General features: G+C 68.5%; 28 protein-coding genes. 18 read left to right on the top strand and 10 right to left on the bottom strand.

The window, feature by feature from the left end; translation table 11 throughout:
* The first annotated feature begins 162 nt into the window (after positions 1–162).
* Positions 163–810, top strand: coding sequence for a response regulator transcription factor (locus tag ACFWNN_RS25460; RefSeq protein ID WP_030481367.1), 648 nt, complete (start codon positions 163–165; stop codon positions 808–810).
* Positions 811–844: 34 nt separating this feature from the next.
* Here the strand turns inward: ACFWNN_RS25460 and ACFWNN_RS25455 are convergent, their stop codons facing one another.
* Together ACFWNN_RS25455 and bluB are read right to left on the bottom strand one after the other, a co-directional pair.
* Positions 845–2,344, bottom strand: a complete 1,500-nt coding sequence (locus ACFWNN_RS25455; RefSeq protein ID WP_382442425.1) for a diguanylate cyclase — start codon at positions 2,342–2,344, stop codon at positions 845–847.
* A 36-nt stretch (positions 2,345–2,380) separates the two neighbouring features.
* Positions 2,381–3,013, bottom strand: coding sequence for a 5,6-dimethylbenzimidazole synthase (bluB, locus tag ACFWNN_RS25450; RefSeq protein ID WP_382442424.1), 633 nt, complete (start codon positions 3,011–3,013; stop codon positions 2,381–2,383).
* A gap of 141 nt (positions 3,014–3,154) precedes the next feature.
* Here bluB and ACFWNN_RS25445 point away from each other — a divergent pair, with 141 nt between their 5' ends.
* Positions 3,155–3,454 (top strand): hypothetical protein, encoded by a 300-nt coding sequence (locus ACFWNN_RS25445; protein ID WP_382442423.1) that lies wholly within the window; start codon positions 3,155–3,157, stop codon positions 3,452–3,454.
* On the opposite strand, the gene rpsR is transcribed toward ACFWNN_RS25445, so the two are convergent.
* From rpsR to rpmB, 4 genes are read right to left on the bottom strand one after another with little or no spacing between them, the layout of a single operon-like run.
* Positions 3,402–3,632 (bottom strand): 30S ribosomal protein S18, encoded by a 231-nt coding sequence (rpsR, locus tag ACFWNN_RS25440; protein WP_360046925.1) that lies wholly within the window; start codon positions 3,630–3,632, stop codon positions 3,402–3,404. The genes ACFWNN_RS25445 and rpsR overlap by 53 nt on opposite strands.
* Positions 3,632–3,925, bottom strand: a complete 294-nt coding sequence (rpsN, locus tag ACFWNN_RS25435) for a 30S ribosomal protein S14 (protein ID WP_285642515.1) — start codon at positions 3,923–3,925, stop codon at positions 3,632–3,634. Before rpsN ends, rpsR begins: the two co-directional genes overlap by 1 nt.
* Positions 3,925–4,092, bottom strand: coding sequence for a 50S ribosomal protein L33 (gene rpmG / locus ACFWNN_RS25430; RefSeq protein WP_191303664.1), 168 nt, complete (start codon positions 4,090–4,092; stop codon positions 3,925–3,927). The genes rpsN and rpmG overlap by 1 nt, the downstream gene beginning before the upstream one ends.
* Positions 4,092–4,322 (bottom strand): 50S ribosomal protein L28, encoded by a 231-nt coding sequence (gene rpmB / locus ACFWNN_RS25425; RefSeq protein ID WP_382442422.1) that lies wholly within the window; start codon positions 4,320–4,322, stop codon positions 4,092–4,094. The genes rpmG and rpmB overlap by 1 nt, the downstream gene beginning before the upstream one ends.
* A 49-nt stretch (positions 4,323–4,371) precedes the next feature.
* Here rpmB and ACFWNN_RS25420 point away from each other — a divergent pair, with 49 nt between their 5' ends.
* From ACFWNN_RS25420 to rpmF, 3 genes are read left to right on the top strand one after another with little or no spacing between them, the layout of a single operon-like run.
* Complete coding sequence (locus ACFWNN_RS25420) at positions 4,372–5,256, top strand: GTP-binding protein (protein ID WP_382442421.1); 885 nt, start codon at positions 4,372–4,374, stop codon at positions 5,254–5,256.
* Positions 5,253–5,504 carry a type B 50S ribosomal protein L31 gene (locus ACFWNN_RS25415; RefSeq protein WP_089909110.1) on the top strand — a complete coding sequence of 84 codons (252 nt, stop codon included), beginning with the start codon at positions 5,253–5,255 and terminating at the stop codon, positions 5,502–5,504. The genes ACFWNN_RS25420 and ACFWNN_RS25415 overlap by 4 nt, the downstream gene beginning before the upstream one ends.
* A complete protein-coding gene (gene rpmF, locus ACFWNN_RS25410; protein ID WP_086666238.1) occupies positions 5,504–5,665 on the top strand; it encodes a 50S ribosomal protein L32 in 162 nt (53 codons plus the stop codon). The genes ACFWNN_RS25415 and rpmF overlap by 1 nt, the downstream gene beginning before the upstream one ends.
* Here the strand turns inward: rpmF and ACFWNN_RS25405 are convergent.
* Positions 5,662–6,309 (bottom strand): histidine phosphatase family protein, encoded by a 648-nt coding sequence (locus ACFWNN_RS25405; RefSeq protein ID WP_382442420.1) that lies wholly within the window; start codon positions 6,307–6,309, stop codon positions 5,662–5,664. The two genes, rpmF and ACFWNN_RS25405, sit on opposite strands and share 4 nt — an antisense overlap.
* Before the next feature lie 74 nt (positions 6,310–6,383).
* Between ACFWNN_RS25405 and ACFWNN_RS25400 the strand changes: the two genes are divergently transcribed.
* The 9 genes from ACFWNN_RS25400 (at position 6,384) to lepB (ending at position 14,147) form a co-directional block, all read left to right on the top strand.
* A complete protein-coding gene (locus ACFWNN_RS25400; RefSeq protein ID WP_382442419.1) occupies positions 6,384–6,704 on the top strand; it encodes an EthD family reductase in 321 nt (106 codons plus the stop codon).
* The gene (locus ACFWNN_RS25395) at positions 6,701–7,522 is read left to right on the top strand and encodes a 3-hydroxyacyl-CoA dehydrogenase family protein (protein ID WP_382442418.1); all 822 of its coding nucleotides are present in this window, start codon (positions 6,701–6,703) and stop codon (positions 7,520–7,522) included. The genes ACFWNN_RS25400 and ACFWNN_RS25395 overlap by 4 nt, the downstream gene beginning before the upstream one ends.
* 10 nt (positions 7,523–7,532) lie before the next feature.
* A complete protein-coding gene (gene eis, locus ACFWNN_RS25390) occupies positions 7,533–8,690 on the top strand; it encodes an enhanced intracellular survival protein Eis (RefSeq protein WP_382442417.1) in 1,158 nt (385 codons plus the stop codon).
* Positions 8,690–9,475, top strand: coding sequence for a class I SAM-dependent methyltransferase (locus ACFWNN_RS25385; RefSeq protein WP_382442416.1), 786 nt, complete (start codon positions 8,690–8,692; stop codon positions 9,473–9,475). Before eis ends, ACFWNN_RS25385 begins: the two co-directional genes overlap by 1 nt.
* A gap of 11 nt (positions 9,476–9,486) precedes the next feature.
* Positions 9,487–10,470: a nucleotidyltransferase domain-containing protein gene (locus ACFWNN_RS25380; RefSeq protein WP_382442415.1), complete on the top strand. Its 984-nt coding sequence runs from the start codon at positions 9,487–9,489 to the stop codon at positions 10,468–10,470.
* Positions 10,471–10,523: 53 nt separating this feature from the next.
* Positions 10,524–11,135 carry a trimeric intracellular cation channel family protein gene (locus tag ACFWNN_RS25375; protein WP_382442414.1) on the top strand — a complete coding sequence of 204 codons (612 nt, stop codon included), beginning with the start codon at positions 10,524–10,526 and terminating at the stop codon, positions 11,133–11,135.
* Positions 11,136–11,204: 69 nt separating this feature from the next.
* On the top strand, positions 11,205–11,900 hold the full coding sequence (locus tag ACFWNN_RS25370; protein WP_285642478.1) for a response regulator transcription factor: 696 nt from the start codon (positions 11,205–11,207) through the stop codon (positions 11,898–11,900).
* Positions 11,897–13,282 (top strand): sensor histidine kinase, encoded by a 1,386-nt coding sequence (locus tag ACFWNN_RS25365; protein ID WP_382442413.1) that lies wholly within the window; start codon positions 11,897–11,899, stop codon positions 13,280–13,282. Before ACFWNN_RS25370 ends, ACFWNN_RS25365 begins: the two co-directional genes overlap by 4 nt.
* 10 nt (positions 13,283–13,292) lie before the next feature.
* Entirely contained in the window at positions 13,293–14,147 is an 855-nt protein-coding gene (gene lepB, locus ACFWNN_RS25360; protein WP_382442412.1) for a signal peptidase I, read from the top strand.
* Between the two features lie 372 nt (positions 14,148–14,519).
* Here the strand turns inward: lepB and ACFWNN_RS25355 are convergent, their stop codons facing one another.
* The 3 genes from ACFWNN_RS25355 to ACFWNN_RS25345 are packed head-to-tail and all read right to left on the bottom strand — an operon-like array spanning position 14,520 to position 17,625.
* A complete protein-coding gene (locus ACFWNN_RS25355; protein WP_382442411.1) occupies positions 14,520–15,419 on the bottom strand; it encodes a carbohydrate ABC transporter permease in 900 nt (299 codons plus the stop codon).
* Positions 15,416–16,372 (bottom strand): carbohydrate ABC transporter permease, encoded by a 957-nt coding sequence (locus ACFWNN_RS25350; protein WP_382442410.1) that lies wholly within the window; start codon positions 16,370–16,372, stop codon positions 15,416–15,418. Before ACFWNN_RS25350 ends, ACFWNN_RS25355 begins: the two co-directional genes overlap by 4 nt.
* Positions 16,369–17,625 carry an ABC transporter substrate-binding protein gene (locus ACFWNN_RS25345; RefSeq protein WP_382442409.1) on the bottom strand — a complete coding sequence of 419 codons (1,257 nt, stop codon included), beginning with the start codon at positions 17,623–17,625 and terminating at the stop codon, positions 16,369–16,371. The genes ACFWNN_RS25350 and ACFWNN_RS25345 overlap by 4 nt, the downstream gene beginning before the upstream one ends.
* Positions 17,626–17,918: 293 nt before the next feature.
* Here ACFWNN_RS25345 and ACFWNN_RS25340 point away from each other — a divergent pair, with 293 nt between their 5' ends.
* From ACFWNN_RS25340 to ACFWNN_RS25325, 4 genes are all read left to right on the top strand, one after another.
* Positions 17,919–19,901, top strand: coding sequence for a beta-galactosidase (locus ACFWNN_RS25340; protein ID WP_382442408.1), 1,983 nt, complete (start codon positions 17,919–17,921; stop codon positions 19,899–19,901).
* 1 nt (position 19,902) lies between these two features.
* Entirely contained in the window at positions 19,903–20,700 is a 798-nt protein-coding gene (locus tag ACFWNN_RS25335; RefSeq protein WP_065914902.1) for a DeoR/GlpR family DNA-binding transcription regulator, read from the top strand.
* Positions 20,697–21,785, top strand: coding sequence for a galactose-1-phosphate uridylyltransferase (gene galT / locus ACFWNN_RS25330; RefSeq protein WP_382442407.1), 1,089 nt, complete (start codon positions 20,697–20,699; stop codon positions 21,783–21,785). The genes ACFWNN_RS25335 and galT overlap by 4 nt, the downstream gene beginning before the upstream one ends.
* 303 nt (positions 21,786–22,088) lie before the next feature.
* Positions 22,089–23,444, top strand: a complete 1,356-nt coding sequence (locus tag ACFWNN_RS25325) for a trypsin-like peptidase domain-containing protein (RefSeq protein WP_382442406.1) — start codon at positions 22,089–22,091, stop codon at positions 23,442–23,444.
* The last annotated feature ends 154 nt before the right edge of the window (positions 23,445–23,598 follow it).

Raw genomic sequence — 23,598 nt, 5'->3', positions numbered from 1 at the left:
GCAGCGAAGTCAGAAGTCAATTCCGGTAACTGTGAACGGTGCCGGTGATCTCGAAAATCCGTTACCACATGATGAGATAACTGAAAATTAACGTGACCTTCGGCGTGCGTACGCGAAGATCACGAACATGAGGGAGCACGGAACGCCAATGCGGGAGGCGTCGTGATCAAGGTTCTGCTGGCCGACGACGAGGATCTCGTCCGTTCCGGCCTTCGCATGATCCTGAGCAGCGTCGGAGACATCGAAGTTGTTGCTGAGGCCGATGACGGACACCTGGTAGCCGACCTGGCGCGCCAGCACCGTCCTCACGTTGTTCTGCTCGACATCCGGATGCGCACCTCGGACGGACTCGTGGCTTTGCGGAGGCTGCGGACCCTGCCGGACCCACCCCGGGTTTGCATCCTGACCACGTTCGACGTCGACGAATACGTTTCGGAAGCACTGCGTCTCGGCGCGGCCGGCTTCCTTCTCAAGGACACCGAACCGGAACAGCTCGTCAAAGCCGTGCGCGATCTCGCGCGCGGAGGAGCCGTTCTCGACCCCGGCGTCGCGGCGAGAGTTCTCGCGGCGGTGGCCGACGGCGAACGAATGGCGGAGCCGGCGCGACGGCTTCTCCAGAGCCTGTCCGAACGCGAGCGCGAGGTGCTCGTGCTGATCGGCCAGGGCATGTCCAACGCGGAGATCGGCGGCACCCTGCACCTGTCGGAGGCGACGGTGAAGGGCTACGTCTCGTCCGTGCTCGGCAAGATCGGCGCGGTCAACCGCGTGCAGGCCGCGCTGGTGGCCTACCGCGGCGGCCTGATCGCCTAGCCGGGAGCCCGGAGAGCCGGAAGAGCCGGGAACCTCAGTTCCCGGACACCACCTCGTCCACCGAGGGCTCTACCTCGACCCTGTTGCGGCCGTGGCGCTTGGCGCGGTAGAGCGCCATGTCCGCGGCCGCGAACAGCTGGTCCAGTTTGGCCGGTCCCGCCGCCACGCCGATGCTCACGGTCGGGCGGCGGACCGCGCCCAGCACCATCGTCCAGTCGTGCCCGTCGACGGCCGCGCGGATCCGCTCCGCCACGTTCGGCCCGACGTCCATGTTCGGCCCGGTGTCGCCCAGCAGCACCACGAACTCGTCACCGGCCCAGCGCGCCACCAGGTCGTCCGCGCGGCACTCACGCCGCAGCAGCGTCGCGATCTCGCGCAACGCCGCGTCGCCCGTCGCGTGCCCGGCGTCGTCGTTGACGTTCTTGAACCAGTCCACGTCGACCAGCACCAGCCAAGGCACCCGCCCGCGCGCCGCCGTCGACTCCAGCAGCGCGGCGGCCGCCCGTTCCAGCCCGAGCCGGTTCGCCAGGCCCGTCAACGGATCGCGCGCCGCGGCCTCCTGCGCCGCCACCGCCAGTCGTTGCGCCTGCACGGCCACCCGGCGCTGTTCCAGCGCCTGCCCCAGGCCCTCCTGCAACGTCTCCCTGGCCGTGCGGGAGGCCTGCATGGACCGGCGCAGCGCCTCGGCCTCACCCTGCGCGTCGTCGAGCCCGTGGCAGATGTCCGCGAGCTCCGTGGAGAACCGCAGCAGCAGTGATGTGTCGTTGATGCGTTCGGCGTGTGAAACCGCGCGGGACGCGAGTGTGCGGGCCTCGTCGAGGTCGCCCTTCTCGCGGCGCACGACGGAGAGGACCCAGTTGCCGACCGAGATGCCCCACAGGTCCTCGGCGTCCACCGACAGCCGCAGGGTCTCCTCGCCCATCTCCTCGGCCTTGTCCAGCTGGCCGACACCGGCGAGCGACCGCCCGCAGGCTCCGAGGAGGGCACGCCGGTGCCCCTCGTCCTTGACGATGCCCAGGCCCTCGTCCAGATAGGCCAGTGCCTCCTCGAAGATCGCGGGCGCCGCGGCGGCGGGTCCGGAGCAGGCGCGGAAGTTGAGGGAGCCGCCGAGGCGTTGCAGGCACTGGGCCAGCACGTCGGTGTTGCCCGCGCGCCGTGCCACCTGGACGGACAGCCGCAGCATGTCCAGGGCGGCGCGCCGGTTGCCGATTCCCTCCATCAGATAACCGAGGGAGCCCATCGTGTGGGCCACGGCCGGGCTGTCCGACCGTTCGGCGTCGAGGTCGGTCCAGCCCTCGGCGGCGAGTTCCAGCGCCAGGGGGATGCGGCCGAGGCGCCACGCCATCACGGCCCGGTTGACCAGCACGGCGGACCGGGCCCACCGGTCAGCGCCGGGGGACACCTTCGTGACCACCTCGTCGAAGAGGCTGTTCGCCTCCGGCACGCGGCCAGCGTTGTACAACGCGCGGACTTCGAGGTCCGATCGCGGAATCTGGCCCGCTACCAGCGGATCGCGCTGCTCCACCTCGGTCATCGACTCCGTTCCGACTCGCCGAGCGGCCCGCACAGGCTACCGGGTGTGCCGCGCCCCGTACCGATCGTGGTGCAGGACGTCGTCGAGAGGCAGGCGGTTGCGCCACCCGTGACGTTCCAGATCGGGCGTATCGGGTAGCGAACGAACCGGTCCCACGCACAGCCACGCCACCGGACGGACCCTGGCGGGGATGTCCAGCAGGCGGCGCAGCACATCTTCTCGGTAGAAGCTCACCCAGCCGACACCGAGGCCCTCTTCGGTGGCGGCGAGCCACAGATTCTGGATGGCCAGACACACCGAGTACAAGCCCGCATCCGAAATCGCATGCCGGCCGAGCACCGCCGGGGAGCCCCGATCGGGGTCGTACGTGACGACGATGCCGAGCGACGACTCCATGACGCCCTCGACCTTGATCCGCGAGAACGTCTCCGCGCGCTCCTCGTCGAGCTGCGCCGCGAAGACGCTGCGTTCGGCCTGGACGTGGTCGCGGAACGCACGCCGGGTCGTCTCATCTCGCACCAGCACGAAGTCCCACGGCTGCGACAACCCGACGCTCGGGGCGGCGTGCGCGGCCGTCAGCACGCGGCGGAGAACGTCCTCCGGGATTTCTTCACCGGAGAACTCGGCGCGGGTGTCCCTGCGGCGGTGGACCACGTCGTACAGGTTCATTCGACCGATCGTGCCTCACTCGAAAGCACCAACTTCACGCTTGGGAGGTGGCGCTGATCTCACCTGACGCGCTACACCGATCGGATGCGAAGAATGAGGGGTGGTTATGGCTCCGCGCTCGGATTCGGCGGCGGAGTCGGCGTGACCACGTTCACCGGTGCCTGGCCGCTCGTGGCTCTGGTGCTGCTCGCCGCGGTCGTGGTCGTCGTCTCGTTGAAGACCACCATCGTCGGGGCGGGCCTGGCCGCGCTGCAGTGCTGGGGCCTCTACGCGACCTTCTTGGTGGGTGTTCGTGGCGATCTGACGGTCGACGAACACACGACCTGGGCGCTCGCGTTGCTGGTGCAGCTCGCCGCGCTGGCGTTCCTCGCCAGCGCGGCGATCCGCGTCATCGCCCTTGTGACGGGTACGGCAGCAAGGCCATCTCCCGTGCGTTCTTGATGGCCGTGGCGACCTGACGCTGCTGTTGCGGCGTCAGGCCGGTCACCCGGCGGGACCGGATCTTGCCCCGGTCCGAGATGAACTTGCGCAGCAGCGTGACGTCCTTCCAGTCGACGACGGTCACGCCCTCCTTCGCGAGCAGGTTCACCCTGCGCTTGAGCGGTTTCCGTTCGCGCATCACCAGCTCGCCTTCGACACGCCGGGCAGCTCGCCGCGGTGGGCCATCTCCCGCAGCCGCACGCGGGACAGTCCGAACTTCCGGTTGTAGGCACGCGGCCGTCCGTCGACGACGTCGCGGTTGCGCAACCTCGTCGGGGACGCGTCCCGCGGCAGCTTCTGCAGGCCCCGCAACGCTTCCTCGCGCGTCTCGGGGTGCCGCAGCTTCTCCTTGAGCTCCGCCCGCCGCTCCGCGTACCGGGCCACGACCTCGCGGCGGCGCTGGTCCGCGGCGATCTTCGACTTCTTCGCCATCAGCGCTCTTCCTTGAACTCGACGTGCCTGCGCGCGACGGGGTCGTACTTGCGCAGCACCAGGCGGTCCGGGTCGTTGCGGCGGTTCTTGCGGGTCACGTACGTGTACCCGGTGCCGGCGGTGGACCTCATCTTGATGATCGGCCGGACGTCCGTGCTCTTGGCCATCAGACCTTCACCCCCTGCTGCCTGAGCTTCGCGACGGCCGCCTCGACGCCGATCTTGTCCACGGTCTTGATGCCCTTCGCGGACAGCGTGAGCGTCACGAACCTGTTCAGCGACGGCACGAAGTACCGCTTCCGCTGGATGTTCGGGTCCCACCGGCGCCGGGTCTTCCGCTGTGAGTGCGAGACGCGGTTGCCGAAGCCCGGCTCCCGGCCGGTCAGCTGGCAGCGCACGAGTACCTCCAGATTGAAACGACTTTCGTTTTCATCTACGGTACCTCACATGGAAACCGTTGTCGTCATGGTGGCGGGGCTGGTGGACCACGACGTCGCCGTGCGGGTGTGGCGCGACCGGCCCGGTTCGGTGCTCGTGCGGCACGTCGCCGCGGACACGCTCGTGCGGCGGTGGGTCGACGGCATCGCGACCGACGTCGAACTGCTGCACGGCTGCGTGTCCTGCACGGTCCGTGAGGACCTGCGCTCGTTGCTCGCGAGCTTCGAGGGGCACACGGTCGTGCTGCACCTGGACCCGTTGCTGGAACCGGACGCGGTGCGGCGCAACCTCGGCGTCGACGTCGAGTGCGTGATCACCGTGCTCGACGCGGCCGGCTGGCTGGACGACGCGCTCAGCGACGCGTCGATGACCAGCGACCGGCGGACGGTGGCGCAGGTCGTCGTCGCGCAGGCCGAGGCCGCGGACGTGCTGGTGCTGCAAGGAGAACCGGACGAACGCACGCTCGCCGTGCTCGACCGGCTCGCTCCCGGCGCGCACCGCTGCACGCCCGAGACGGTCGTCGTCCGGAAGTCCACGCGGCCGCGGCTGGTGCCGTTGACGCCCGAATGCGGTGTGTCCACAGCGGTTTTCACGGCGGACCGGCCGTTCCACCCGGCCCGGCTCGACCAGGCGCTCGACTCGCTGCTGGACGGAACGGTCGTGCGCTCGCGCGGCCGGCTCTGGGTCGCCGACGAACCGGACGTGGCGCTGCACCTGGAGTCCGCCGGCTGCGGGATGCACGTCGGCGAGGGCGGGCCGCGCGGCGGGAAGACCACTCAGATCGTGGCGATCACCTTGGGCGAACCGGACGCGATCACGGCGGCGTTCGCCCAGGCGCTGCTCACCGACGACGAACTGTCCTTCGTGGACTCGATCCGAAAGCTGGACGTATGAAGCCAGGAATCCACCCCGACTACCACCCCGTCGTCTTCCAGGACGCGTCCACCGGGAAGACCTTCCTGACCCGGTCGACCGCGACGTCGGCGAAGACGATCGAGTGGGAGGACGGCAACACCTACCCGTTGCTGGTCGTCGACATCACCGCCGACTCGCACCCGTTCTGGACCGGCACGCAACGGGTCATGGACACCGCGGGCCGGGTCGAGAAGTTCAACCGCCGCTACGGAAAGCGAGAGCGCTGATGGCCGTTCCCAAGCGCAAGACCTCCCGCTCGAACACGCGGCATCGCCGGTCGCAGTGGAAGGCGACCGCGCCGGACCTGGTGACCGTGCGGACGTTGGACGGCAAGGAACTCCTCGTGCCTCGCCGTCTCGTGGCTGCCTACAAGCGCGGGCTGCTCTAACCGGAGTGCTGGGCCGTTCCGTCCGGTGAGTCGCGCCACTGGTCGAAGGGGCGGTCCAGCCTCCACCCGTCGCCGACGTGGTCGATCACGCGGTTCTCGCAGGTGTCCGGATTGGACAGCGACTCGAACAGGTCGATGCTCCAGTCGAAGAACCTGCGGCACAGCAACCTGATCGTCAGCCCGTGCGACACGATCAGCACCGTCTTCGGGTGGTGCTCGTCCTTGTGCATCCGCACGGTCAGGCCGTCGAGGAACGCCGCCACCCGGTCGTCCACGTCCGCGCCCGACTCGCCGTTGGGCAGCCGGAAGAAGAAGTGCCCGAACGCGTGCCGCTGGTGCTTGAGCACCTCCTGCTGCACCGGGTCCTGGAGGTTGCCCCAGTCCTGCTCGCGCACCCTCGGCTCGGTGACGATCCGCTCCGCGTCGATCCCGAGCAGCTCGAACGTCCGCTTGGTCCGCTTGTAGGGCGAGACGTAGGCCGCGACCGGGCCGTCGCCGATCAGCTCCTTGATCGTCGGTCCGGCCGCCCGCGCCTGGTCCTCGCCGGTCGCCGTCAGCGGGAGGGCGTGGTCGGGGATGCGGCAGTAGGCGAGCTCGTCGACGTTGCCGAGGCTCTGTCCGTGGCGCAGCAGGATGATCCGCACTCCACCATCGTGCCTCAGCTCGACGGGTGCTCCGGGCGTTACAGTGCTCGGCGAGTCGAGGAGGATGGTGTCACATGATCAAGTACATCGCGCTGTACCGGCGGCCGGACGACCCCGAGGACTTCGACCAGAAGTACTTCGAGTCGCACCTGCCGATCGTGGGATCGGTCCCGGGCCTGGTCCGCGCCGAGGTCGCCAAGGTGCAGCAGGTGTTCCTGGCCGGGTTCCTCGGCGAGACCGAGCCGTACCTGATCGCCGAGATGTACTTCACGTCCGAGGAGACCTGGAAGGCTGCCCTGAAGTCCCCCGAGTGGGCCACGTCGGGCGCCAACCTCGCCGAGATCGGCGGCATGGAGCTCGTCGCGATGTTCAGCGCCGAGGTGGTCGAGTCGTGAAGGCCGTCGTCATCGGCGGCGGCACGATGGGCGCGGGCATCGCGCACCTGCTGCTCTCCGGCTGGCACCAGGTCTGGCTGGTCGAGGCCGACGCCGAACGGTCGACCGCCGCGTTCCTCGCCGTGAAGGCGTCGCTGCAGAAGGCCGAGGACAAGGGCAAGATCCAGGTCGACGAGGCCGACCAGATGATGGCGAACCTGACGGTGGGCGAACCGCCGGCGGACGCCGAGCTCGTCGTCGAGGCCGTGCCGGAGAACGTGCCGCTCAAGCAGAAGGTGCTGGGCGACGCGGCCGCGAAGTGCCCTCAGGCGATCCTCGCCTCCAACACGTCGTCGCTCTCGATCGCCGACATCGCCGAGGGACTGCCCGGCGACCGCGTGCTGGGCATGCACTTCTTCAACCCGGTCCCCGTGCAGCAGCTCGTCGAGCTCGTGCACCACGACGGCGTCGACCCGGCGAACGTGGCCAAGGTGCGAACCTGGGCCGAACAACTGGGAAAAACCGTGATCGAAGTGCGTGACTCTCCCGGGTTCGCGACCTCGCGGTTGGGCGTCGCCGTTGGCATGGAAGCGATCCGGATGGTCGAGGAGGGCGTCGCGTCGGCGGCCGACATCGACACCGGGATGAAGCTCGGCTACCGCTGGCCGATGGGCCCGCTGGAGCTCACCGACCTGGTCGGACTCGACGTCCGGCTGGCCATCGCCGAGCACCTCGCCGCACAGCTGGGGCCCCGGTTCGACCCGCCGCAGTTGTTGCGGGACAAGGTCGCGCGCGCCGAGCTGGGGAAGAAGACGGGCCAGGGGTTCTTTTCCTGGTAGATAGTTGTCCGTGCGCATCCGTGAGTACACCGAGGACGACCGCGACGCCGTGTTCCGGCTCCGCCGCGTCGCGTTCAACTCGACCGAGCTGCCCGAACGGTTGCTGAGGGAGGGCACGCACGGTCTCCTCGCCGAGATCGACGGCCAGGCGGCGGGTGTGCTCGGCATCGGGGCGTTCGCCCAGTTCTACGGCGGCGCCGCGGTCCCCATGGGAGGGATCGGCGGTGTCGCCGTCGACGGCTCGTTCCGCGGCAGGGGAGTCGCGAACGCGTTGCTCGACGCGGCGCTGCACGTCATGCGCGAGCACGGTCAGCCCATCTCGGCGCTCTACCCGACGGTGCCTGCGCTGTACCGGGGCCGCGGCTGGGAGAAGGCCGGCGTCTTCGAGTGGGTCGAGCTGCCGATGGACAGGCTGCTCTCAGTTCCGAGGCCCGCCGAACCGGTAGCCTCCCGCCCGGCGACCGAGAGCGATCTCGCCGCGCTGCACGACTGCTATCTCGAAGTGGCCAGGACGATCGACGGCATGGCGGACCGCCGCCCACCGCGCATCGACGTCGAGAAGGTGCTGGAGATGGACCTGATGACGGTGCTGCCCGGCCCGGACGGCCTGCGCGGCTACCTGACGGCGAAGCGCGAGCCCGGCGGGGACATGGGCCGGCTCAAGGTGTTCGACCTCATCGCCGTCGACGTGGACGCCCAGCTCACGCTGCTCCGCTCGCTCTCGTCGTGGGCGGGCACGCTCGAGGCGATCGACGTGCGGATCACCGACCCGGCGACCGTGAACTTCCTCGGCAGCACCCCGATGCGCCACTCGGTGTGGAGCTCGACGTGGATGCAACGGGTCGTGGACCTGCCCGCCGCCGTGGCCGCCCGCGGCTGGCCCCGCCTGGCCGACACCTCGGTCGATCTGGAGATCGTCGACGCGCACGCGCCGTGGCACGCTGGCCTGCACCGGCTCGTGGTCGAGGACGGCGCGGTGCGCGTCGAACCCGGCGGCACCGGCGCGGTGCGGGTGCACGCGCGGGCGCTGGGGCCGTGGTTCTCCGGCGCGCAGAACACGCATGCGTTGCGGCGCGCGGGTTTGCTGGAGGGCGACCCGGCCGACGCGGTGGTGCTCGACCAGCTCACCGGCACGTCCGGCGTGCCCCGGCTCGCGGACTTCTTCTGATGGCCGACGTCTACCACGAGGTCATGCGGGCCATCTGGGACCACAACCTCCACTTCGGCCTGTGGACGTCCGAAGAGGACGAGTCGTCCAACCGCATCGCCGCCGAACGCATGACGGCGTTGCACATCGAGAAGCTCGGCGCGTGGCACGGCTCGCGCGTGCTGGACCTGGGCCGCCGCGTCGGCACGTCGGCGTTCCGGCTGGCCGAGGCCTCGCACGCGGACATCGTCTCGGTGTCGCCGTTCGCCGAGTACGTTTCGAGCGCGAACTCCCGGGCCGAAGCGTTGTTCGTGGACGACCAGGTGCGGTTCGTGCACGCGAACCCGCACGAGATGCCGTTCCCCGACGACGTGTTCGACGCGGCGTGGGCCGTGGAGACGTTGCCGCACCTGGGCGACCGGGTCGGCGTGTTGCGCGAGTTCGCCCGTGTCGTGAAGCCGTCCGGACTGGTGGTGGTCTCGGACTTCGTGCAGCGCAGGCCGGTCGCGGACGGGGTGCTGGACCAGATCGAGTCCATTTTGACCACGTACGACATCGAGGAGCTGCCGACGTTCGGCGGCTACCCGAAGCTGTTGGCTGCGGCGGGTTTGCAGGTCGTGGAGCTGATCGACCTGAGCAACGAGACGCGCAAGACCGTGCCGCGGATGCAGGAGGGCGCGCGCATGCATTACGACGCTCTCGTTGCGGCGCACGGAGAAGAAGCGCGCCGCTATTTGGACGAGATCCTGTCGCCGCTCGCCATCCAACCGTCGCTGGGGTATTTGCTGGCGGTTGCACGCGTGTGAACAATGGCTTCGTGGCGGGGGACCAGGACGAGGTCAGGCATGCCTACGGCGACAACATGGGTTGGCGCCTGAAGGGCTATGCCAAGCACCTCAGCGGCGCCCCGGTCAGCGTGCGGGAGATCTCGCGCACCGAGTTCCTGATGATCAGGCCGTTCTTCGACGTCGAGAACAACCCGTGGCTCGTCGATCTGAACGAGGTGCTGCCCGCCATCAGGCCGTGCGTGGAGCACGTGCTCGGCCCGCTCAGCCCCGACGAGGACTACTACGTCACCGGGCACCCGCTGGACTGGGACAAGGACCCGGTCCAGGTGGCCCGTGACCTGCTGGACACGTACTACCCGCTGGCCAGGGCGGCGTTCCTCGGCGGCAGCGTCGCGGCGGGCAACTACACCGCGAACTCCGACCTGGACATGATCGTGATCGTGGACGACCTGCCCGGCGCGTTCCGCGAGACGCTGCGGCACCGCGGCTGGCCGGTCGAGCTGTTCTGTCACACGATCGAGTCTTTCTGGGAGTTCGTGGCCCGTGACTCCGAGGGCCGCCGGCCGCCGTTGCTGAACATGTGCGCCGACGGGTTCCTCATGCTCGACGCCGACGGCACCGGGCAGCGCATGCGGGCCGAGGCGCGGTCGTTGCTCGCCGCCGGTCCGGCGCCCGCGTCCGTGTCCGAACTGGAGGACCGCCGGTACGGCACCACCGACCTGCTGGAGGACCTCATCGGCGCGCGGGACGAGGACGAGCGGCTGTTCATCGCGGCACGGCTGCTGACCTGCGCGGGCGAGCTGGCGCTGGTCGTGCGGAACCGGTGGCTCGGGCACGGCAAGTGGCTGGCCCGGCGGCTGCGGGACGCCGGCGAGAACGAGCTCGTGGACGGCTACCGGACGTTGGTGCGGGGTGCGGGCGCCGAGCGGTTCATCGCCGCCGTGGAGGGCGTGCTGCTGGCCGCGGGCGGGCGGCTGGACGCCGGGTACCGCCGGGACGCCGCTCCCCGCTGACGTGGGTGACCACGGGGCGAAGGCCGGCGGTCACGGCACTACTCTCTCCGTTCGTGCTGCTCATCGTCCTGGAGCTGATCGGTATCGCGGTCTTCGCCGCCTCCGGAGCGGTGGCCGCGGTGCGGGCCCGCCTCGACGTGTTCGGCGTGATCATCCTGGCGCTCACCACCGCGCTGGGCGGCGGCATCATCCGCGACGTGCTGCTCGGCGTGCACCCGCCGACGTCGCTGCGGAACTGGCCGTACCTGCTGGTCGCCGGTGGTACGGGCCTGATCGTCTTCTGGTTCCACCCGCAGGTCGCGAAGCTCCGCCGCTCGGTGCTGCTGCTGGACGCCGTGGGGCTCGGTCTGTTCGTGACGTCGGGCACGTCAACTGCGCTCTCACTTGGCGCGACTCCTTATGCCGCGTGTCTCATCGGGATGACGACCGGAATCGGCGGGGGTGCGCTGCGGGATCTTCTTCTTCGTGAGATCCCTCTGGTCCTGAGGAGAGAGATCTACGCCGTGGCCGCGCTGTCCGGCGCGGTGGTGGTGGCGGTGGGCGAGTGGGCCGGATTCCCGAAAGGCCTGGTCGCGTTGACCGGTGCGTCAATAATCATCACCATCAGGCTGATTGCGCTCTGGCGGAAGTGGAACGCGCCGGTCGCGCGCGGCCTCGAAGGCTAACGCCGAACTCACATCCGCTGTTAGGGCGCTTCTCAGGCACTTCTCAGATGGCTCGGCAAGACTGCCCCTATGCGCATCCTCGTTGTCGATGACGATCGGGCGGTCCGGGAGTCACTCCGCCGCTCGCTCCAGTTCAACGGCTACCAGGTCGAGACTGCCGGAGACGGCATGCAGGCCCTGGAGTCGGTGACCGCGGCCAGGCCGGACGCGATGGTGCTCGACGTGATGATGCCCCGCCTCGACGGCCTCGAGGTGTGCCGCAGGCTGCGCAGCACCGGTGACGACCTGCCCATCCTCGTGCTGACCGCGCGGGACGCCGTGAGCGACCGGGTGTCCGGTCTGGACGCCGGTGCCGACGACTACCTGCCCAAGCCGTTCGCACTGGAAGAGCTGCTGGCCCGGTTGCGCGCGTTGCTGCGTCGTGCCGCGCACGACGACGACGCCGCCCAGCAGTCCGCGGCCGCGCTGAAGTTCGCCGACCTCGAGCTGGACCCGTCCACCAGGGACGTCCGCCGGGGCGAGCGTCCGATCAGCCTGACCCGCACCGAATTCGCGCTTCTCGAGCTGCTGCTGGCGCACCCGCGCCAGGTGCTCACGCGCAGCCGCATCCTGGAGGACGTGTGGGGATACGACTTCCCGACCTCGGGCAACGCCCTGGAGGTCTACGTGGGCTACCTGCGCCGCAAGACGGAGCTGGAGGGCGAGCCGAGGCTGATCCACACGGTGCGCGGGGTGGGCTACGTCCTGCGGGAGACCCCTCCGTGATCGAACCGCAGGGGCGCCTGCAGAGGGCGTCGCTGCGGGCCCGGGTCACCTGGCTCGCGGCGTTCTGCGTCGCCGGCGCCGTCGCGTTGGTGTCCCTCGGCGCGTACATGGTCGTGCGGAAGAGCACCTACGACGCACTCGACGACGGTCTGCGGCAGCGTGCCGCCACGGTCGCCAACGGCAAGAAGGTCAACGACCCGAACGAGCTCATCAACTACCCGGCCGCGTTCCTCGCGGCCGGCGACGTGAAGATGGGCGTGCTGCTGGCGGACTCCGGGAAGCTCTCCTACCCGAAGGAGTCCGACCCGCCGCCGACCGTGCAGGAGGCCTGGGACGTCGCGGACGGCGACCGCCCCGAGTTCATCTGGACCGACCACAAGACCGAGTCGCGCGTCATCGCCGTGCCGTACCAGTCGGGTCAGGCGATCATCATCGCCCAGTCGATGGTGCCGCAGCGGACGACGCTGGCGAAGCTCAGCGTGGTGTTGTTGCTGATAGGCGGCGCGGGTGTGCTGCTCGCGGCCATCGCGGGCACGGCCGTGGCGCGCACGAGTCTCAGACCTGTGCAACGGCTGACCGAGGCGACCGAACGCGTCGCGAACACCGGCGACCTGACCCCGATCCCGGTGTCGGGCGACGACGAGCTCGCGCGGTTGACGCACAGCTTCAACGCGATGCTGGGCGCCGTCGCCGAGTCGCAGGAACGACAACGCCGCCTGGTCGCCGACGCGGGCCACGAGCTGCGCACGCCGTTGACGTCCATGCGCACCAACCTGGAGCTGCTGCTCGCCTCGGAACGCCCGGACTCCCCGACGTTGTCGCAAGAGGACAAATCGGAGATCCAGGCCGACGTGCGCGCGCAGATCGACGAGCTGACCACGTTGATCGGTGACCTGGTCGAACTCGCCCGCGAGGACGCCCCGCAGGTCGTGCACGAGCCGGTCGACCTCGTCGAGGTGGTAGAACGGTCTCTGGACCGCGCGCGCCGCCGTGCCTCGAACGCCGTGACGTTCGACGTGCAGCTGCAACCGTGGACACTTCTGGGTGATTCCAGTGCTCTGGAGCGCGCCGTGCTGAACCTCCTCGACAACGCGGTGAAGTTCAGCCCGTCGGGCTCGGCGGTGCGGCTGACCCTTCGGCAGATGGGTGACGGCAGCGCCATCGTGGAGGTCGCGGACGCGGGCCCCGGCATCGCGGACGCCGATCTACCTCACGTTTTCGAGCGGTTCTACCGTTCGTCCGAGGCGCGGACCCTGCCGGGTTCGGGCCTGGGACTCGCCATCGTCAAGCAGGTGGCACAACGGCACGGCGGCACGGCCACGGCGGGCAGAGCCCCCGAAGGCGGGGCCCTGTTCACGTTGCGCCTACCCGGACGTCCGTAAGGTGGGGCGTGTGAGTCATCGCGTGAACGACGATTCGTCGACCTGGGAGACCACCCCTCCCTCCGGAGACGGCCCCGCCGAGCCCACGTCACGCTTCTCGACGTCCGCTTCGCGAGCTTCGTCGTACGAGGACCGTTCGTCGCGTTCCTCCGCCTACGAGGAAGATGCGGAACCCCGGTTCCGCAGGAAGAAGAAGAAACAGCCGTTCTGGAAGGAACTGCTGGTCATCTTCAGCGTGGCGCTGCTGCTGACCGTCGTCATCCAGACGTTCGTCGCGCGCGTCTTCGTGATCCCGTCGGCGTCGATGGAGACCACGCTGCACGGGTGCACCGGGTGTGTGAACGACAAGGTGCTGGTCGAGAAGATCACGTACCTGTTCAACGACCCCCGGCCGGGCGACGTGATCGTGTTCCGCGGGCCGCCGAACTGGACCGGGGGCAAGGAGCCGCCGAACTTCGTGGTCGGGACCCTGCAGGATCTCGGGTCGATGGTGAACCTGTCCGAGCCTTCCGGCACCGACTTCATCAAGCGGGTCATCGCCGTGGGTGGGCAGACCGTGGAGTGCTGTGATGACCAGGGGCGGGTTCTCGTCGACGGGAAGCCGTTGGACGAGCCGTACCTGAACTTCGGTGGGGGGCCTCAGCAGCAGGAAGCCTTCGAGAAGGTGACTGTGCCCGCTGGGAAGTTGTGGGTGATGGGGGACAACCGGAACAACTCGTCGGACTCGCGGAAGCACGGGGATCCGACGCCTGCCGATGGTGCTATCCCGATTTCGAACGTGGTGGGCAAGGCTCGGGTGATCGTGATCCCTGTTGGGCGGTGGGGGACGATCTCCGACTACAACCCGCAGACTGGTGGGAAGTAGCTCTTCGAGCTGAGACATCAAAAGGGGCGAGGGACCTTGCGGTCCCTCGCCCCTTTTGCGTGTTACGTCGCCAGTGCGGTGGTTGCGTTGGGGTGCAAAGACAACTGCGGACGAGCCGGGTCATTTCATCGCCGCTTCGCGACGATAGAGATCGGGGCTTGACTTCGGGGCCCTTGCGAGATGCTCATCGGCCGTTAAAAGCCGGGCTGAAAAGCGCCCGGCCGATCCGCGAGGCTAGCATCTCGCACCCAAAGTCAAGCCCCGATCTCAAGCGTGCGTGGCTGAGTTGGGTCTGTACGTCACCACACCGCTTCACCGATCTGCTGAGCTCGTACGGGCTCGCCTTCGGCTTCGCGCGGGCTTGCTGCGTCTCTAGCCCTTTGTGGAGCCGAGGGTCAGGCCGCCTACGAACTGCCGTTGCAGTACGAAGAACACCACCAGCGTCGGCAGCGCGACCAGGAGAGAGCCCGCTGCGATCAGGTTGTTGTCGGTGAAGAAGGTGCCCTTCAGGTTCTGCAGGGCCGAGGTGACCGGCATCTTGTCGCCGTCCTGGATCAGGACCAACGCCCAGAGGAAGTCGTTGTAGATCCAGGTGAACTCCAGCGTTGCCAGGGCGGCGAGCACTGGACGGCAGAGGGGCAGGGTCAGCTGCCAGTACTGCCGGAAGACGGACGCGCCGTCCACCCTGGCGGCTTCGGTGAGCTCGTACGGGATCGTCTTCATGTAGTTGGAGAGGACGAACGTGCAGAAGCCCATCTGGAACGCGATGTGGATCAGGATCACGCCCAGCTGCGAGTCGATCAGCGAGCCGCTCTCCGACATCCACTCGGGTACGACGATCAGGCGGTAGAGGCGCCACAGCGGGGTGACGATCACCTGCTGGGGCAGGAGGTTGCCTGCGGTGAACAGCATCAGGAGGGCGATGTTGAACTTGAAGCTGAACCGCGAGACGCCGAACGCCACCATCGAGCTCAGGAGCAGGGTCAGGATCAGCGCCGGGATCGTGATGATCAGCGTGTTCCAGTAGAAGTGCGGCAGGTCGCCGATCTCCCACGCCTTGGCGAAGTTCTCGAAGGTGAGGGACTTCGCGATCGAGAAGTAGCCGTTGACCGACGTGTCGTCGTACGTCCGCAGCGACGCGTAGACCGCCCACAGGAGTGGGGCCAGCGTCATCAGGCACGTCAGGATCAGGAACACGTGCAGGGCGATGCGTGCTGGTGTCACGGGGCGGCGGCGTGCTGTTGCCGGTGGGCGTTCCAAGGTGGCCGTCATGCGCGGTTCTCCTTGCTGAACACCTGGTACAGGTACGTGATGATGAAGCCGAGCGAGATCGTCAGGAGGACCACGGCCACTGCCGAGCCCCGGCCGATTCGGGAGGCCTCACCGATGATGTTGTCGGTCACCAGGACGGACAGCAGTTCCAGGCCGTTGCGGCCCTTGTTGATGACGTAGACGATGTCGAACGCCCGGAGCGCCTCGATGACCGTGACGACGAGGACGACGATGTTGACCGGCTTCATCACCGGGAACGTCACGCGGAAGAACGTCTGGGACGCGGACGCGCCGTCCAGGGCCGCTGCTTCCTTCAGGGCCGGGTCCACGGACTTCAGGCCCGCCAAGTACAGCAGCATGATGTAGCCGGTGTGGCGCCACGCTGCGGCCACGAGGACGGCGTAGAGGTTGATGTCCGAGTCGCCGATCCAGTCGACCGGGTTGGCGCTCAGGCCCAGCAGCGAGTTGAGCAGGCCGCCGTCCGGGGTGTAGATCAGCTGCCAGATGAAGCCGACCAGGGCCAGGGACAGGACCATCGGCATGTAGAGGGCGCTCTGGTAGATGCGGCTGAACTTGAGTTCCCGGTCCAGCAGGACGGCCAGCAGCAGGCCTGCCGAGGTGGGAACGATCAGCAGGAACAGCAGCCAGATCAGGTTGTGCTGGACTGCCGGCCAGAAGCGCGGGTACTCGGTGAAGATCTCGACGTAGTTGCCCACGCCGATCCATTCGATGTCCTCGAAGCCGCCGATGCCGTTCCACCTGCTGAACGACAACGCGACCGAGCCCAGGGTCGGGATCCACACGAACAGCAGGTGCACGACCGTGGGGATGCCGAGCATGAGGGCCAGCACGAGCTTGTCCGTGCCGGCGAGGGCCGTGGCACGCTTTCCACGCCGACGAGGCGGCGGCCCGGAGGGGGCCACCGCCTTCGGCTTCTCCTGAACCGCGGTCACTTGAAGATGTTCTTCGCCTGGTCAGCCATGCCCTTGAGCACGGAGTCGACGCTGTTCGGGTCCTTGATGAACTCGATCAGGCCGTTGGTGGCGGCCTCGCTCGCGAAGCCCGGGTCGGTGTCGCGGTCGAGGAACTGCGTGATGTGCTTGGCGTTCTTGATGGTGTCCGCCACCTTCTTCTGCAGCGGGCTGTAGCCGGCCTGGTCCGCCTTCTGGTTCGTGGCGACCGCGGTCGGGTCGGCCTTCAGGTAGGCGAGCTGCGGTTCGGCGCTGGAGAGGTACTCCAGGAGCTTGAGTCCACCGTCCGAATTGGACGGCTTCTTCGCCATCATGTAGCCGTCGATCGGCGCCTCGACCGTGTCGGTGCCGTGCGTCGGGTTGATCTCCGGGAACGGGAAGAAGTCGAGGTCGTCCTTCTCGGCGTCGGGGAACTGCTGGCCCACGAACGCGCCGAGCAGGTACATGCCGGACTTCTTCTGCTGCAACGACTGCGCGGCTTCCTGCCACTCGCGGCCGAGCGCGTTCTCCTGGTGGAACGGCAGCAGGCGCTTCCAGGTATCGAAGACGTCCTTGACGCGCTTGTCCTGCCAGTCCTCCTTGCCCGCCAGCAGGTCGACGTGGAACTGGTAGCCGTTCGTGCGGAAGTTCAGCTGGTCGAACGTGCCCATGCCCGGCCAGCCCTGCTTCTGCGCGAAGGCGATCGGGATCAGGCCGTCGGCCTTCATCTTCGTGGCGAGCGCGACCAGTTCGTCGAGCGTCTTCGGGACCGCGTAGCCCTTCTCCTGCCACACGCTCTTGCGGTAGAACATGCCCCACGCGTACTGGGTGAACGGCACGAAGTACTGCTTGCCGTCCGTGCCCGTGGAGGCCTGCTTGAGCGCGTCGGAGTAGTTGCCGCCGACCTTGCCCCACAGGTCGCTGAGGTCTGCGGTGAGGCCCTGGTCCGCGAAGAACCGCATGCGGTAGCCGGCGAACCACGCGAGGACGTCGTCCGGCTTGCCCTGCAGGTAGTTGTTGATCTGCTCCTGGTACTGCTCGTGCTGCTTGGTGTTGATCGTGACGGACAGGCCGCCTGACTGGGCCTCGAAGGCCTTCACCGCAGCGGTGATCGCGTCCTTCGGCACCTGGTCGGACAGGTTGTTGCCGAAGGTGACCACCTTCGAGTCGCCGCCCGCGCTCGATCCACCGCCGCACGCGGACAGCAGACCACCGGTCGCGGCGACACCGGCACCGGCCAGCATGACTCGCAGCATCGTTCGCCGACCGAAGTGCGGTAACGGAGTGGAACCAGGCGTGTGCAGAACCATCATCGCTCCTACGGGTGACAACCGCTCGGGCGAACCGAACAGGACTCAAACAAAGTTGCGCACAATGTGGTCCTAGGCACACAGCATGTCAAGCCCCGTTACTCAGCTGTTAAACCTGGGCACAGCCACGATCCTGGCTTGGACCGGGACTTGTACCGGGAATCTGCCCCACAGACCTCAACGCGAGTTTTGTTTGCTTGTGTTGACGTTGGGGGTTGTTGTCGGCCACGCTTGCGGCCGTGACGACATGGCCAACGGACCTGCCAGGGCTCGGCTGGGGAGCTGACTACAACCCCGAGCAGTGGCCCGAGCACGTCTGGGCCGAGGACGTCGAGCTCATGCAACGGGCCGGCGTCACCATGGTCAGCCTGGGCATCTTCAGCTGGGCCAAGATCGAGGTCAGCAAGGGCGAGTACCGGTTCGAGTGGCTCGACCGCGTGATGGACCTGCTGCACGAGGGTGGCATCCGGGTCGACCTCGCGACCGCCACCGCCGCGCCTCCACCGTGGCTCACCAGCGAGTACCCCGAGATGCTGCCCGTCCGTGCGGACGGCGTGCGGCTCTCGCACGGCTCGCGGCAGGCGTACTGCCCGACGTCGCCCATCTACCGCGACCGGGCCACGGCGCTGGCCGCCGAGATGGCCTCGCACTACCGGGACCACCCCGCTTTGGCCGCCTGGCACGTCGGCAACGAGTACGCGTGTCACGTGAAGCGCTGCTACTGCGACACGTGCGCGGCCTCGTTCCGCGAGTGGCTGGCGGCCCGCTACACGCTCGACCAGCTCAACGACGCGTGGTCCACGGCGTTCTGGAGCCAGGGCTACACCGACTTCGCGCAGGTCCTGCCGCCGCGCGTCACGCCGACGTTCCAGAACCCGGCGCACGTGCTCGACTACGACAGGTTCTCCGACGACGCGATCCTGGAGCTGTACAAGGCAGAACGGGACGTGCTCCGGATGGTCACGCCGGACGTGCCGATCACCACGAACTTCATGGTCAACTGGACGTTCGGCGACCTCGACTACTGGAAGTGGGCGCGCGAGGTCGACTTCGTCTCCAACGACCACTACACGCTGGCGCAGTCGCCGGACCGGCACGTCGAGCTGGCGATGTCCGCCGACCTCGTGCGCGGCCTCGCGGGCGGCAAACCCTGGCTGCTCATGGAAGCCTCGACGTCCGCGGTGAACTGGCAGCGGCGCAACATCGCCAAGCTGCCGGGCGAGCAGCGCAGGCACTCGTTCCAGAACATCGCGCGCGGCGCGGACGGCACGTTGTTCTTCCAGTGGCGGCAGTCGCGCGGCGGCAGCGAGCGCTACCACTCGGCGATGGTGCCGCACGCCGGCACGGACACCAAGGTGTACCGGGAGGTCTGCGAGGTCGGCGCCGAGTACGCGAAGCTCGCGGACGTCGTCGGTTCCACTGTGGACGCTTCGGTCGCGGTCCTGTTCGACTTCCAGTCCGGCTGGGCGCTGCGCCAGGACGCCCACCCGACCCAGGACTTCGACTACTGGCAGCACGTTCTCGGGTACTACAAGGCGCTGTGGGACCTCGGTGTCACCGTCGACTTCGTGGCGCCCGGCACGAACCTCTCGAAGTACTCGCTGGTGGTCGTGCCCGCGTTCTACGCGGTGTCCGACGCGCACGCGGCCGTCGTCGCGGACTACGTGGCGGGCGGCGGGCACGTCGTCGTCACGTACCTGTCCGGCGTCGCCGACCAGTACACGCGGGTGCGACTCGGCGGGTACCCCGGCGCGTTCCGGGACGTCCTCGGCGTGTGGTCGGAGGAGTTCCACCCGTTGACGGAGAACGAGACGGTCTCGTTGAGCGACGGCTCGACCGCCTCGCTGTGGACGGAGCACCTGCACACGCGCACCGCTGACGTCGTTGTCTCCTATGCGGACGGGCCGTTGCCCGGCGTGGCGGCGGTGACACGCAACGCGTTCGGCAACGGTGTCGCCTGGTACGTGGCGTGCGATCTTGACGAGGGCGGTCTCGGCCGAACGGTGGAAAACGCGCTTTCCGGTGCGGGCGTGGCGGTGTCGCGTTCGCCGATCGAGCTCGTGCGGCGCAGGGGAGACGTATCGTTTCTCTTCGCCGTGAACCACACGGACGCCGACGCGGAGATCGAAGCGACCGGTGTCGACGTGTTGTCCGGCACGCAGGTCTCCGGACGCCTCACCGTGCGAGCCGGGGACGTCGTCGTCCTCAGGGAAGAGGTGTGAGGTGCTGGCACGTCAACGGCAAGCCGTGATCATCGAAGAGGTCCGTCGCACGGGAGCGGTGCGCGTCAGCGACCTCGTGGTGCGGCTCGGCGTCTCGGACATGACCGTGCGCCGCGACCTCGACGTGCTCGCCGCGCGCGGCCTGGTGGAGAAGGTCTACGGCGGCGCCACGTCCGTCGTCGGGCGCTCCACCGACGAGCCCGGGTTCGAGGCCAAGTCGGTCCGTCAGCTGCCGGAGAAGGAGGCGATCGCGGCCGCCGCCGCGGGCCTCGTGCGTCCCGGCACCGCCATCGGTCTGTCCGCGGGCACCACGACGTGGACGCTGGCGCGGTTCCTGGACGACATCCCGGACCTCACGGTCGTCACGAACTCCATCCGCGTCGCCGACGTGTTGCAGCAGAGCGGGCGCACGGACCGCACGGTCGTGCTGACCGGTGGCGTGCGCACGCCGTCCGACGCGCTGGTGGGCCCCGTGGCCGTGCAGGCGTTGCGATCACTGCATCTGGACGTGGTGTTCCTGGGCGTGCACGGCATGGCCGAGCGCTCCGGCTTCACCACCCCGAACCTCAACGAGAGCGAGACCGACCGCGCGCTGGTCGACGCGGCCGGGCGCGTGGTCGTGGTGGCGGACCACGAGAAGTGGGGCACCGTGGGCATTTCCACGATCGCCGACCTCGACGAGGCGCACGTCCTGGTGACGGACGAGGGTTTGCCGGACGACGCGCGGGCGATCCTCTCCGAGCAGGTCGGCGAGTTGGTGTTGGCTCATGTACCGGGAAGTGGCGAGGAGTTGGCGTGAGGCGTACCGCGGGCAAACTGGCGGACGGCCGGGAGATCATCTACTTCGACGACAGCGCTGAGGCGCCACCGAGAGTCGCGGTGGACACCCGGGATCTTCCCGAGACTCAGCCGATGTCCGAAGCACGGCTGGACCCGTTGACCCGCGAGTGGGTCGTCATGGCGGCCCACCGCCAGACGCGCACGTACAAGCCGCCGGCGGACCTCTGCCCGTTGTGCCCGTCGACGCCCGGCCGTCCGACGGAGATCCCCGAGGCCGACTACGACGTCGTGGTGTTCGAGAACCGCTTCCCGTCGCTGGCGCAGAACGTTCCCGACGTGCCGTCCACTGTGGACGGCGAGGCGGTGTTCGAGCGCGCGCCGGGGCGCGGCCGGTGCGAGGTCGTGTGCTTCACCTCCGACCACAACAAGTCCTTTGGCGAGCTGTCCCCGGAGCGCGTGCGCACGGTCGTGGACGCTTGGGCGGACCGCGTCGCCTTCTTGTCAACGTTGCCAGGGGTCGCGCAGGTCTTCCCGTTCGAGAACCGCGGTGAAGAGATCGGTGTGACTCTGTCGCACCCGCACGGCCAGATCTACGCCTATCCGTTCGTGACGCCTCGTACCGAGCGGATGCTCTCCGCGGCACTGGACTACTTCGCCGAGCACGGGCGGCCGTTGTTCGGTGACGTCCTGGAGGCCGAGCTTCGCGCGGGTGCGCGCGTGGTGGAGACGTCCGAGCACTGGGTCGCGTTCGTGCCCGCTGCGGCCCGGTGGCCGGTCGAGGTCGTGCTGGCGCCTCGGCGGCAGGTGCCCGACATCGCCGCTTTGTCCTCTGTGGAGCGTGACGACTTCGCGTCGCTCTACCTGAAGGTGCTGCACCGGCTGGACGCGTTGTACGACCGGCCGTTGCCCTACATCGCCGCGTGGCACCAGGCGCCGGTGCAGGCGGGCCGCGAGGAGATGTGGCTCCACCTGCAGGTCTTCTCGGTGCTGAGGACGAAGGACAAGCTCAAGTACCTCGCCGGGTCCGAGTCGGGCGAGGCCGTGTGGATCAACGACGTGACGCCGGAGCAGATCGCCGAGCGCCTCCGGGGAACACACAAGTAGCTCCCAGGCTGGTTTAAGGGTTCTCTCAGGACGGCCCGCGAGACTATGGCCATGACCGAGAGCAACCAGCCAGCGCCGCAGCCGGAAGACACCGACTCCGTGCCGACGAGCGCCGGTCAGACAGACTCCGGCGCGCGGGTGCAGGGCCCGTCGCAGCCGGAACCCGGCCAGCCGGATCCTTTGCAGGGGGGATCCGGCCAGGCTGGGACAACTTCCGCACCAGCAGCGCACCAGGCAGCGGCACCGTCCGCGCCGGCCGGGCTGGGCGACGTTCCTGCCTCCTTCACTTCGACCCAGCCGCAGGTGCCCTCACCTGACGCGGGTCAGACGCAGCTCGGCGGGTCCGGACCCGGCCAGCAGCTCCCTCCACCCTCAGGGTCCGGCCAACCTCACCCGCTCGGCCTCGGCGCCACGACGGCGCAGTTCGGCGCGGGACCGCACTCCGGTCCGTTCGCGGAACAGCAGGCGGGACCGCACACCGGTCCGTTCGGCGAGCAGCACAACCCGTTCGCCGCGCCCGGCCAGCAGCCCGGACCGCAGACGGGCCAGTACTACCTCCCGCCCGGCCAGCTGCCGCCCGCCCCTGCTCGTCCCAAGGGCCGCGGCAAGGTCGTGGCCGGTGTCGCCGCTCTCGTGCTGCTCGTCGGAGGCCTCTCCGGGGGCATCGGCGGCTACCTGGGCTACACCTTCGCCAACGACTCGTCGTCGGTGAGCTCGCTCGACTCGCCGCGCCCGGCCTCGCAGACGTCCAACGCGCCCGCCGGGTCGGTCGAGGACGTGGCGAACAAGCTGCTGCCGTCCGTCGTGCAGATCCGCGTCACCACGCGGTCCGGCGCCGGTGAGGGTTCGGGCTTCATCATCTCCAGCAACGGCCAGATCGTGACGAACAACCACGTCATCGAGGGTGCCGCGACCGGTGGTGACATCAAGGTGGTCTTCGCGGACGGCAAGACCGTGTCCGGCAAGATCCTCGGCCGCGACCCGAGCTCCGACATCGCCGTCATCCAGGCCGACGGCGTCTCGGGCCTCCCGGTCGTGAACCTCGGCAACTCCGGTGACATGAAGATCGGCCAGAACGTCGTCGCGGTCGGGTCGCCGTTCGACCTGGCCGGGACCGTCACCTCCGGCATCGTCAGCTCGCTCGACCGCCCGGTCTCGGCGGGCGGCGACAGCAACTCGCAGGCCACCGTCCTCAACGCCATCCAGACCGACGCCGCGATCAACCCCGGCAACTCGGGTGGCCCGCTGGTGAACATGCAGGGCCAGGTCATCGGCATCAACTCGGCGATCTACAGCCCCAGCCAGGGGCAGGGCCAGGCCGGTTCCGTGGGCATCGGCTTCGCGATCCCGATGGACCAGGCGCGCCGCACGATCGACGAGATCGTGAAGACGGGCAAGCCGAAGCAGACGGTGCTGGGTGTGAAGGTCGAGTCGACCGAGCAGGGCGCGCGCATCTCGGAGATCACCACCGGTGGCGCCGCCGAGAAGGCCGGGCTCAAGGCCGGTGACGTGATCACCAAGTTCGGTGACCGCCGCATCGACGAGTCGGACACGCTGGTGGCCGCTGTCCGGTCCAAGGCACCCGGCGACAAGGTGACGATCACGCTGGCCGACAACAAGACCGTGGAAGCCACCCTCGACGGCGTCGAGGTGGGATAGGTCGGGGGACGCCTCGTCTCGGACAACCGCCGCCCGTCCGAGCCGAGGCGTTGACGACCCCCTCTGAGGCCCGGGACCTGTGCGCACCTGCCCCGCACACAGGCCCGGGCCTCTTCTTACGTCCGTGTGACGGTTCCGCGCTGTTGCGGCGTTT

It is taken from the genome of Lentzea sp. NPDC058450 (genome assembly GCF_042721395.1).
Lineage (GTDB): Bacteria > Actinomycetota > Actinomycetes > Mycobacteriales > Pseudonocardiaceae > Lentzea.
This window is presented reverse-complemented; position numbering and strand designations above follow the sequence as displayed.

Coding starts and splice junctions, on each gene's coding strand:
- ACFWNN_RS25455 (WP_382442425.1), bottom strand. CDS start 2,344: ATGACCGAGGTGGAGCAGCGCGATCCGCTGGTAGCGGGCCAGATTCCG.
- bluB (WP_382442424.1), bottom strand. CDS start 3,013: ATGAACCTGTACGACGTGGTCCACCGCCGCAGGGACACCCGCGCCGAG.
- rpsR (WP_360046925.1), bottom strand. CDS start 3,632: ATGCGCGAACGGAAACCGCTCAAGCGCAGGGTGAACCTGCTCGCGAAG.
- rpsN (WP_285642515.1), bottom strand. CDS start 3,925: ATGGCGAAGAAGTCGAAGATCGCCGCGGACCAGCGCCGCCGCGAGGTC.
- rpmG (WP_191303664.1), bottom strand. CDS start 4,092: ATGGCCAAGAGCACGGACGTCCGGCCGATCATCAAGATGAGGTCCACC.
- ACFWNN_RS25420 (WP_382442421.1), top strand. CDS start 4,372: ATGGAAACCGTTGTCGTCATGGTGGCGGGGCTGGTGGACCACGACGTC.
- ACFWNN_RS25415 (WP_089909110.1), top strand. CDS start 5,253: ATGAAGCCAGGAATCCACCCCGACTACCACCCCGTCGTCTTCCAGGAC.
- rpmF (WP_086666238.1), top strand. CDS start 5,504: ATGGCCGTTCCCAAGCGCAAGACCTCCCGCTCGAACACGCGGCATCGC.
- ACFWNN_RS25400 (WP_382442419.1), top strand. CDS start 6,384: ATGATCAAGTACATCGCGCTGTACCGGCGGCCGGACGACCCCGAGGAC.
- ACFWNN_RS25385 (WP_382442416.1), top strand. CDS start 8,690: ATGGCCGACGTCTACCACGAGGTCATGCGGGCCATCTGGGACCACAAC.
- ACFWNN_RS25370 (WP_285642478.1), top strand. CDS start 11,205: ATGCGCATCCTCGTTGTCGATGACGATCGGGCGGTCCGGGAGTCACTC.
- ACFWNN_RS25355 (WP_382442411.1), bottom strand. CDS start 15,419: ATGACGGCCACCTTGGAACGCCCACCGGCAACAGCACGCCGCCGCCCC.
- ACFWNN_RS25345 (WP_382442409.1), bottom strand. CDS start 17,625: ATGCTGCGAGTCATGCTGGCCGGTGCCGGTGTCGCCGCGACCGGTGGT.